At 65.9% G+C, this 9,681-nt stretch carries 8 protein-coding genes and 1 pseudogene; 4 read left to right on the top strand and 5 right to left on the bottom strand.

The features are described 5' to 3' along the window. Positions 1-170 precede the first annotated feature (170 nt). Both EST54_RS35120 and EST54_RS31555 read right to left on the bottom strand, forming a co-directional pair. Positions 171-388 (bottom strand): annotated as a pseudogene (locus EST54_RS35120) (hypothetical protein). Positions 389-453: 65 nt separating this feature from the next. Continuing rightward, positions 454-1,305: a hypothetical protein gene (locus EST54_RS31555; protein WP_129251122.1), complete on the bottom strand. Its 852-nt coding sequence runs from the start codon at positions 1,303-1,305 to the stop codon at positions 454-456. Positions 1,306-1,497: 192 nt separating this feature from the next. Between EST54_RS31555 and EST54_RS31550 the strand changes: the two genes are divergently transcribed. The 4 genes from EST54_RS31550 to EST54_RS31535 all read left to right on the top strand — a co-directional run bounded on the left by EST54_RS31550 (position 1,498) and on the right by EST54_RS31535 (position 6,905). Beyond that, positions 1,498-2,184 carry a hypothetical protein gene (locus tag EST54_RS31550; RefSeq protein WP_129251121.1) on the top strand — a complete coding sequence of 229 codons (687 nt, stop codon included), beginning with the start codon at positions 1,498-1,500 and terminating at the stop codon, positions 2,182-2,184. 17 nt (positions 2,185-2,201) lie between these two features. Continuing rightward, positions 2,202-3,611: a ParB N-terminal domain-containing protein gene (locus EST54_RS31545; protein WP_129251120.1), complete on the top strand. Its 1,410-nt coding sequence runs from the start codon at positions 2,202-2,204 to the stop codon at positions 3,609-3,611. Continuing rightward, a complete protein-coding gene (locus EST54_RS31540) occupies positions 3,611-5,434 on the top strand; it encodes a DEAD/DEAH box helicase (RefSeq protein ID WP_129251119.1) in 1,824 nt (607 codons plus the stop codon). The genes EST54_RS31545 and EST54_RS31540 overlap by 1 nt, the downstream gene beginning before the upstream one ends. Positions 5,435-5,615: 181 nt before the next feature. After that, a complete protein-coding gene (locus tag EST54_RS31535) occupies positions 5,616-6,905 on the top strand; it encodes a DNA cytosine methyltransferase (RefSeq protein ID WP_129251118.1) in 1,290 nt (429 codons plus the stop codon). Here EST54_RS31535 and EST54_RS31530 read toward each other — a convergent pair. From EST54_RS31530 to trmB, 3 genes are all read right to left on the bottom strand, one after another. Then, positions 6,846-7,235 carry a very short patch repair endonuclease gene (locus tag EST54_RS31530; RefSeq protein WP_239013442.1) on the bottom strand — a complete coding sequence of 130 codons (390 nt, stop codon included), beginning with the start codon at positions 7,233-7,235 and terminating at the stop codon, positions 6,846-6,848. The genes EST54_RS31535 and EST54_RS31530 overlap by 60 nt on opposite strands. Positions 7,236-7,366: 131 nt before the next feature. After that, complete coding sequence (locus EST54_RS31525) at positions 7,367-8,695, bottom strand: PrsW family intramembrane metalloprotease (protein ID WP_244942650.1); 1,329 nt, start codon at positions 8,693-8,695, stop codon at positions 7,367-7,369. Positions 8,696-8,723: 28 nt separating this feature from the next. Next, positions 8,724-9,623, bottom strand: coding sequence for a tRNA (guanosine(46)-N7)-methyltransferase TrmB (gene trmB, locus EST54_RS31520; protein WP_129251116.1), 900 nt, complete (start codon positions 9,621-9,623; stop codon positions 8,724-8,726). Positions 9,624-9,681 lie beyond the last annotated feature (58 nt).

The raw sequence follows: 9,681 nt of genomic DNA, 5'->3' as shown, positions 1-9,681 counted from the left end.
CTGGACGAAGACCGCCGACGAGATCCTCGACAAAGTCGCTGCATACTGCCGACGAATCTCCGACTCAGGTCACTAGGTGTGCTGTCCGGACAGCACACCTAGGGGGACGGAGCGAAGCACGACGTCTGCCCCGCTCCCTCCCCTCCTCCGCCCACTGTTTCCCTTCCGGCTCACTTCCGGCGATCCACCACGGCCCACGACGCGGCGGCCACCCCACCCGCCACCGCGAACACCGAAGGCCACGCCCCGATCTTCTTCGCCAACGGATGCGATCCGGTGAACGCGGCGATGTACACCCCACTCAGCGCAGCCGCTGTCGCATTCCCCCCTTCTGCTGCCACTCCCGCGCCGCCACGGCCCCGGCCGCCGCCAGCGCAACCCCGCCCAACGGTCGCTGCTTCGTCGCGCGGTTCGGTCACTCCTTCTCGCCGGGCCGGCCGGCTTCTGCTGCAGCTACTTGACCGCCGCGCGGAGCAGTACTTCAGCATCAGAGAAGAGCCCGTACTTCAGCAGGCCGCAGGCGAGGCTCATGATGTCGTTGGCGGGCTGGTCTCGTGCGTACCCCTTAAGAAGGGTCTCCGCCTCGTCGTCGACTTCTCGGCTACGCAGGCTGACAACCACGGCTGCTACCTCCCCTGGCGGTAACGCAGCGGCAGCATTGCTGAGTGTCGCGGTCGCTTCATGGTGATTCTGCTGGCTGGCAAGCGCGGATACGCGCACGGTGATGTAGTCGGCGGCGCGGATGTCGTTCACTTCATCCTGCCGGTCCGCGCGGTGGTAGGGGACCGGCAGGGTACTGCGCGGCCTGCGGCGTGATGCCGGATGAGCCTGGTCGCCGGCTCCTGAACCGGCTCTGCGGTCCCTGTCCAGGCATTCGGCGAGGGCGCGCTCAAGATGCCATCTCCGGCTCGTAGCCGTCAGACGTTCTGCCTCGCTGCGGCCGAGTTCCTTAATGAGGCTGTTGCATCCGGAGCAGTCAGTCGGATTGTTTGCTGATCTTTGCAGAGTTAAAAGGTCTTCGAGCGGCGGAGGGGTGCCATCGTGCCGTCCGAGCTGCATCTCCGCATGTAACCAGCAGATGAACCATCCGGGTGCTATCAACTTGCCGCTGAAATAGCGGGAGATGGTCGCCTTGCTCAAACGTTCGCTGTTGCAATCTCTGGCGGCTTGGGCGGCGATCGCAGTGTAGGTATCCAGGCCTGGCGGCAGCAACGGACGCATTGCCCGGAGGGCTTCGGCGAGCCTCCTGTTGCCAGCGGGCAGCCCCGGGTCAATCGCAGCTACACGACGTCCCTGCCGCGCCATGCGCCCCCGCCTTCGTCGTAGTGCCAGTGGGGGCAAGACTAAATTCCATTGTTGCGTTTGTCCGGGAAACTCTGCCGTCTGCTCGCAATCGCGGGCCGGGGCCGCTGATATGGAACCCACACACACCGGCCGCCGTAGTTCCTCCACAGCGGTCAAGTGGGGCTTTGTTGTCAGCAGAAGGGTGGGGCCGTTATGAACGTGCCGTCCTGGCAGGACACGTCGTACGGAAGCAAGGTCCGTGTTGCCCGGTGGCTCGTAGAAGTCGTCGGCGAGGGGCAGCCGTTCACGAAGCAGGCCATGCGCGAGGCGTTTCCCGGCATCGCACAGATCGACCGCCGCATGCGCGATCTCCGTGAGGCAGGCTGGGTGATTGACACGAACCGGGAGGACCCGAGCCTCCACAGCAACGAGCATCGCTTCGTGGCAGAGGGAGAGCCGGTGTGGTTGCCGGGCAAGGGGAAGGCGAAGCCGCAGACCCGCCTGACTGCTACTCAGCGCAGCGACACGATGAGGGCCGACAGCTATCTGTGCCGCAGCTGTGGGGTGGGGTCTGGTGAGGCCTTTGACGATGGCCGCGGAGCCGCTCAGCTGGACATCGCGCGCCGTCAGGTGAAGCTCGTTAATGGCTCCACGGAGCGGCAGTTGGTCACCGAATGCAACCGGTGCAGGGTGGGGAACCGGGGCAGTGAGGCCGATCTGGCTGACTTTGTGCGGAGTGTGGAGAGCCTCGGTCCTGTTGAGCGGAAGGTGCTCGCTCAGTGGTTGGACGCGGACCAGCGCACGTACAGCCTTCTTGAGAGGCTGTGGGGAACGTACCGGACGTTGCCGACGGAAGCACGTGAGGCCGTCAAGCAGGCGGTTTGCGGCGAGAGCGAGTAGAGGGGCTGGGGTACACCATGCAGGAATTCCCGCCGCCGCCGAAGGCGGCCGAGTTCAACGAATTGATCAAGAAGCGCCTGGAAGAGGTGAAGAACCGCGGGGGCACGCGGGAGACCGTGACTGTGGACTGGAACGGCCAGCCGCTCAATGTCGAGGTCATCGATCTGCCTCTGCTGGGGCTCTATTACAACCCGGCCACCCACCGAATCCGTGCGCAGCGGACTCATGACGCCAAGAAGGATATGGCGCTTGAGACCGAGCCATGGAGCGAGACAGGGCAGGAGTACCTCGAGGAGCTGCTGAAGGCGGAGCCGGCCGATCCGAACCGGCGCGACCCCGCCTTCGACAAGCTCAAGGAGAGTCTGAAGGAATACGGGCAGAACGACCCGGGACTGATCACTCACCAGGGCATCCTGGTCAATGGCAACACCCGGGCAGCAGCATTGAACGAGCTTGGCGAGGCGTCCATGCGCGTGGGCGTCCTGCCCGAGTCGTTCACGTGGGCTGACATCAACGCGGTGGAACTGTCACTGCAGCTGCGCAAGGACCACCGCCGCGACTACTCGTACATCAACCGGCTTCTGGCCATGGAAGAGCAGGCAAGCCTGGGACGCACGCCTGACACCATCGCGAAGGCATTCCGGATTCAGGTCAGGACGTATGACCAGGAGCGGTGGATCCTGCGGGTGGTCCGTGATCAGATCGAGCGCAGTGGAAGCGGGAAGGCTGCGCTGCGGCTGATTGATTTCGAGGACCACCAGGAGAAGCTGAAGGAGCTGCACCGCGACTTCAGCAAGCTCGCCGCATCCGATCCTGACCGGGCGGAAATCCTCAAGGAAACCCGCATGGCAGCGATCACCCTGGGGTTCTCCAAGACAGACGTCCGGCACATCGAGGAAGGCTTCCAGGAGAACTATCTGTCGTCCGTGCTTCCTTCTCGTCTCGTGCCTGAAACGGAGCAGGAGGAGAGCATCTCGGTGCCTGGTCTGGGCCTTTCTGTCCCGGGAGCCTCTTCGAAGGTGTCCGCTGCGCGTGAGCTTAACCGGCGTGTCCTCCAGGCCAAGGCGTGTGTTGCAGCGTCAGAGACGAGCGAGGAAGAGAAGCGCGGGGCCCAGCTGTTGCAGGACGACGTGCGTAAGGCCTTCGACAAGGCCATCGACCGGGCCGGACGTGACGCGCGACTGCGCAAGCGTAAGCAGATTGCGCCCGAGCGGCTGATGGATGCCTGTGCAGCGATCGAACTCTGCGTGGGCGAGCTGGTGAAGGCGCGTGCCTCCCACAGCCTGGATGAATCGGCCTTTGACGACGCAGCCCTCAAATTGAGGGACGGTCTTCGACAGCTGGCGCAGCAGGCCGGCCGCGGCTCTCACGAGCCCGGAGAAGGCGTCAGGTGGCTGCTTGAGGCCGCGTCTCTGGGACGTGGCTGATGCCCGAGACGGGCAGCGGCGTCACGCTGCACCTCGGTTTCGATACGTCACACACCAAGGTTGTCCTGAGGACGACTCAAGAACACCGCTCTGAACTTGTTCAGCTGGCTGCCCGTTTTCGCTCGGGCGGCCAGCTCGGCCCCCTCGCTGTGATCGTTGAGATTGATGACCTTCTTTCTCAGCTCAGCGCTGTCGGCAGCTGGTCCGACCCTCAAGGGGTCAGCTGGGACCCAGAGCTCAGGCACCTAGTCGTCTCCAGCGTCCAGGACGCGGAAACGGTGCGGAAGGAGCTGGAAGCGCCGGGCGCCCAGCAGCGGCTAGCGGCGAGCGATGTCGCGGGCCTGCTGGGCAGCAACTGGACCGCTCCGCTCACAGAATTCCAGCAGCGGGACATCGCGAAGCTGCTGTCACTCCGGCACGGCGCCAACTTCAGCGTTCCGGGGGCCGGGAAGACCCGGGTCGGGCTAGCGGTCTACTCCGCGATGAAGGAGCACGGCGAGGTAGGCCGACTCATGGTCGTCAGCCCGAAGTCGGCCTATGAGTCGTGGCTTTACGAAAGTGGCGCGTGCTTTCGCAGCCGCCCTCGCCCAATGCTTCTGGAGTCTGCCCGCGATCAGTGGGCCGAGATCCTCATCGTCAATTACGAGCGGCTGGACCGCTCGCTGCCGTTTCTCGCTGCCTGGCTGCAAGATGCCCCTTCCATGATCATTCTGGACGAGGCGCACCGTATGAAGCTTGGATCACGTGGCACGTACGGTGCCGCGTGTATGACTCTGGGGCCGCTGGCCAGGCGACGGCTGATCCTGACGGGAACGCCGGCACCGAACGGTGCCAAGGATCTGGAGAACCTCCTGGGCTTCGTCTGGCCTGGCTATGGACAGCGCTCCGTTGCCCAGGCGGTGGCGGACGGCGACCTGGCGCATGCGAGTTCCGCGCTCCGTCCGCTCTTCACACGGACCACCAAGCACGAATTGGAGCTTCCGCCGCTGGAGCCGGTGATGGTTCCCGTAGAGATGTCTCCGCTACACGGGGAGATCTACCAAGCGCTTGTGGGCGATATGTCGGCGCGAGCCGAGCCTTCCGCTGATAACTTCGCCACCCTCGGCAAGTCCGCCCTCCGGCTCTTGATGGCGGCGACCAATCCGGCGCTGCTCCTCGAAGGGAGCAGCAAGCACGAACCGGTGGAGTACCGCTTCCCCCCACTGGAGATACCGCAGGATGACTCTCTCTACGAGCTCCTGAAGGAACTTCCCAGCTACGAACTGGCCCCCAAGTACACGGAAGCCGCGAGGATTGTGGCAGCCAACGCTGCGCAGGGGCGCAAGACACTGGTGTGGTCGACGTTTGTGCGGAGCCTGACGTCGCTGGGCAGGTTGCTGGAGAACTTCGAGCCGGCGGTTGTCCACGGCGGGACGCCCGACCGCGAGGAGCAGTTGCGGCGGTTCCGTGAGGATCCGGATTGCATGGTGCTGGTATCGAACCCGGCCACGCTCGGAGAGGGCATCAGCCTGCACCAGGTATGCCATGACGCCGTCTATGTGGACCGGGACTTCATGGCGGGCCGGTATCTGCAGAGTCTCGACCGTATCCACCGGCTTGGGCTGGACCCCGGCGTCGAAACCCGGGTCACTGTTCTCGCTGCCCAGGAGACGGTGGACGAGGTGGTGGCGGTCCGCCTGCAGCAGAAGCTGGATTTCATGGCCAGGGTGCTGGATGACCCGTCTGTCCAGCAGCTCGCGGATCTGCAGGAGGCACCGCCCATGGCCGGAGGCCTGGACGCGCAGGATATCCGGGCGATGCTCAAGCACATCGGCCGCGGCTAGCGCCTTGCTCCATGAGAGACCGCTCCTGGCAGGATGCCCTGCCAGGAGCGGACTTGACCCATGCTGGGAAACTTCTGGTGCTGACAGCAGACCATCGGGCAGCTGCGATTCGTGAGCGGCAGCCGAGAACTCTGCGACACTTGAGAATCTGCTTTGAGCCACACCAGGAGGACCGACGCCCATGGGCGCGAGCAGCTGTGACGAGAGCGCTTCGCTGACCTCGATCGAGATCTGCGCGGGAGCAGGGGGGCAGGCACTCGGCTTGCATGGGGCGGGATTCCGGCACCTTGCCCTAGTCGAGATCGACAAGTACGCGCACGCCACCCTTCAGAAGAACCTTTCTCAGGACGAGGGGTGGGGTGACTGCGAGGCACTGAAGGAGGATCTCGTCTCAGAATTCGATGCCCATCGACCGATGGCTGCTCTTGGCGGCAGTACGCTTAAGGAAAACGATCTTGACCTCCTGGCCGGAGGGGTGCCATGCCCGCCCTTCTCGGTGGCCGGGAAGCAGCTCGGCGGCGACGATGAGCGCGACTTGTTCCCGCGCATGGTCGCCTTGATCGAGGCCCTTAAGCCCCGGGCTGTGATGATCGAAAATGTACGCGGCATCATGGATGCAAAGTTTGACGAATACTGCAATTCGATCATCAAGAGCATCGAAGGGATGGATTACTGGTTCTGCGGCTGGCATCTCCTTGAGGCGCGTAACTATAACGTTCCTCAGCTGCGACCGCGCTCGATCTTCGTGGCTATCCGTGAAGAGGACCGGAAGAAAGCGGGACTGGGGCTTGATGACTTCCCTTGGCCGGTCGGTGTAACGGAGCGGAAAAAGAATGTCTTCGAAGCGCTCGAAAAGACGATGGAGTATCGCCGTGACCGTCTGATCGAAGAATTTCCGGGTGACGTCGACCGGATTAAGGATGCTTACGAAGTGTGGCGTGACAAGGCAGACCAGCCCGGGGCTGTAGCGCCTACGCTCGTCGGTGGGTCTAAGAAGCACGGTGGTGCTGACCTGGGGCCGAGCAGGGCTAAGGCGGCATGGCGCGCCTTGGGGGTCAATGGCCTAGGGGTTGCGGACGATATCGACAGTGTGAAGCGCATCGACCGGGACAAGCATCTTAAACGCGAATTCCTGCGTCCCGAAGGGCCGATGCTGACTGTTCAACAGGCTGCCCTCATCCAGCACTTCCCGCCGACCTGGAGGTTTCAGGGCGGCAAAACGGCGCAATACCGCCAGGTGGGGAATGCCTTCCCCCCGCCCGTTGCTAAAGCGGTCGGCCAGGCTATTGCTTCCGTGCTGCAGCCCGAGCGTCGTGAAGAGCTGCTTGAGGGGCTGCAGATTGAGCGGCTGGGTGCGAAGAGGGGGAAGCGCGCTTTCCAGCAGGCGGAAATTGCCGAGGTGCTGGAAGTGTCAGTTGCGCCCGCTGAAGCGCCGCTGGATGACCGTAGTGGCGATCTTGTCCGCGCATAGTTCCGCTGGCTCGTGCTCCCAGAATCGGAGTACGAGCCAGCCCGCGCTGGTGAGCTGCTGATCGGTATCGCGGTCCCGGGTGACATTTCTGGTTACCTTCTCTGACCAGTAACCAGAATTTGTCCTGGGCGGTACGTAATGTTCCGGACAGCCGTGCCAGTAACAGCCGTCAATGAACACCGCGACCTTCGCTGGACGGAAGACCATGTCGGCGGTTCGCCGGAGGTCAGGCAGCGGGCGGGCAGAGACGCGATATCGCAGCCCCTGGGCATGGACCAGACGCCGGATCCGTTGCTCGGGCTTGGTGTCGCGGCTGCGGATCGCCTGCATGTTGCGGCGGCGTGCAGCCGACGAGGCCCAGGACCCCTCTGGCGCTGTCCATTCACTGTCATCGGGCACATCTCCGAGCCTAGTGGGGGCTGCAGCGCATGCGAGGGGTGGCCGGACCTGCTCCGCGGCTCTCACGGCAGCTTCCCGGTGCCCCCGTTGCGATCACCAAGGGGAGCCCCTTCCTGGCCGCGTCTGCTGTCGTGCCAGGCATCCGTCAACGCCGCCCGCCCCCACCCCTGGTAGTACCGCAAATGCTGGAGCAGATGCTGCTCTCGGTGGGCGAAGTCCGGGTCGGGGCCCAAGAGGTGGGCGCGGCGGCGGTGGAACGACAGGGTGGTGGCCACGGCGGTGTATTCGGTGACGGCGCGGGCGGCGGCGGGGCCGTGGGTGCGGCGGGCCAGGTCGCGGGCCAGGGCGCGGGTTCGTGGGGAGGAGAGGGCGGTGGGTTCGGTGGGGGCGAGCCAGCCGGCGGTGATGTACGGGGCGAGGTAGCCGCGCAGGGAGAGCAGCTCCTGGTTGCGGGCCCAGACGGCCAGCCAGGTCAGGGCGATGAGAACCGGGACCATGAAGAGGCCGTAGACGGTGAGGAAGCCGGGCTCGCCGAGGGCGGAGGCGCCGTTCCAGATGGCGTGCAGCAGGACGGCGGTGAGGAGGCCGAGGACGGCGAGTGCGATGCGGGCGGCGCGGCGACGGGGGTAGCGGGTGGCGGCGATGCCGAACGCGAGGCCGGTGAGGATGGTGAAGAGGGGGTGGGCGAAGGGGGAAATGATGATGCGGAGGAAGAAGGTGCCGGCGGTGAGGGAGTCCAGGCCGGAGTGGCCCATGGACTGGTCCTCGCCGAAGGCGTTGCCCAGGTAGAGGATGTTCTCGGTGAAGGCGAAGCCGGTGGCGGTGATGCCGGCGATGACGATGCCGTCCGTGATCCTGTCGAAGTCGTGTCGCCGGAAGCGGTAGAGGAGGACCACCGCGGCGGCCTTGGCCAGCTCCTCGACGATCGGGGCGATGATCGTGGCGCCCCAGGCCTCGGCCTCGGAGGGGGAGGCGGAGGCGATGTTGGCGGCCAGCCAGTCGGTCGCGAAGCCGTTGGCGAGGAGCGCGACCAGGGCGGCGGCGCAGGCGCCCCAGGCGAAGGCGAACGCGAGGTTGCGCCAGGGCTCGGGCTCGATGCGGTCGAGCCAGCAGAACGCCGCGATCAGGAGCGGTACGGGGAACACGGCCAGACCGAGGCCGACCAGGAGGCCCTCGGTGCCGGTCTCCTGGCGGACCATGCCGATGCTGATGACGCCGGAGAGCGCGAACATCGACACCAGGGCGACCGCGCGGAGGGTCTTGCTGCGCCAGGGGGCGATCCGGCGCCGGGCGTGCGCGGCGGAGTGCGCGTGCGGGTGGGGCGTGGCCGGGTGGGGTGTGTACGGAGGAGGGTCGGGCGCGTGCGGCGGGGGCGACTGGGACGGGTACACCCATCGACCCTAGCGAGCGGCCTCCGCGTTACGCGCCACGGCGCCGGAACAGGAGGTCATGCACGATATGCCCCTTGTCCAGGCCCTGACCCTCGAACTTGGTGAGCGGGCGGAAGTCCGGACGCGGCGCATAGCCGGGGTAGAGGTTCTCCAGCGTCGGCTCGGCCGAGAGCACCTCCAGCATCTGCTCGGCGTACGGCTCCCAGTCGGTCGCGCAGTGGACGAGGGCACCGGGTGCGAGTCGGGTGGTCGCCAGGGCGAGGAACTCCGGCTGGATGAGGCGTCGCTTGTGGTGGCGCTTCTTCGGCCAGGGGTCGGGGAAGTAGACGCGCAGGCCGGCGAGGGAGCCGGGGGCCAGCATCTCGCGCAGCAGGATGATCGCGTCGCCGTTGGCCACCCGGATGTTGGACAGGCCGTTCCGCTCCGCGAGACCGAGGAGATTGCCCTGGCCGGGGGTGTGCACGTCACAGGCGAGGATGCCGGTGGCCGGGTCGGCGGCGGCCATCTGTGCCGTGGCCTCGCCCATGCCGAAGCCGATCTCCAGGACGACCGGCAGCCCGTCGAAGAACGCGTCGAGGTCGATACGCGAGAGCCCGTCGATGTCCAGTCCCCAGGTGGGCCACAGCCGGCGCAGCGCGTCGGCCTGGGTGGGCGAGACACGGCTGCGGCGCGGCTGGAAGGAACGGATCCGCCGCTCGTGGTGCGAGCCCGCGGGGTCGGCCGCGGGGCCGGTCCCGTCGGGGAACATGGGCGCACCGCGTCGGGGGGTGGCCGCAGAGACGGCGGTGGAGCCGAGGCTGTGGGCCTGCGCGGCGACGGTTCCCGGAGCGGCTGCTTGCGGAGCGTCTGCTTCCGGGGCGCGCGCGTCTCCTTCCGGGGCGTGCGCGTCGGGGGCGGCGGATTCGGGGGTGGCGGAGTTCTCGGACACAGTGAGTTGATTCTACGGATGGTGGGGGAGGGGAGCGGACGGCTGTGGAGAAGGGGGG

Source organism: Streptomyces sioyaensis, from assembly GCF_004122735.1.
Lineage (GTDB): Bacteria > Actinomycetota > Actinomycetes > Streptomycetales > Streptomycetaceae > Streptomyces > Streptomyces sioyaensis.
The sequence above is the reverse complement of the archived record's forward strand: the minus strand, read 5'-3'. Positions and strand labels throughout refer to the sequence as shown.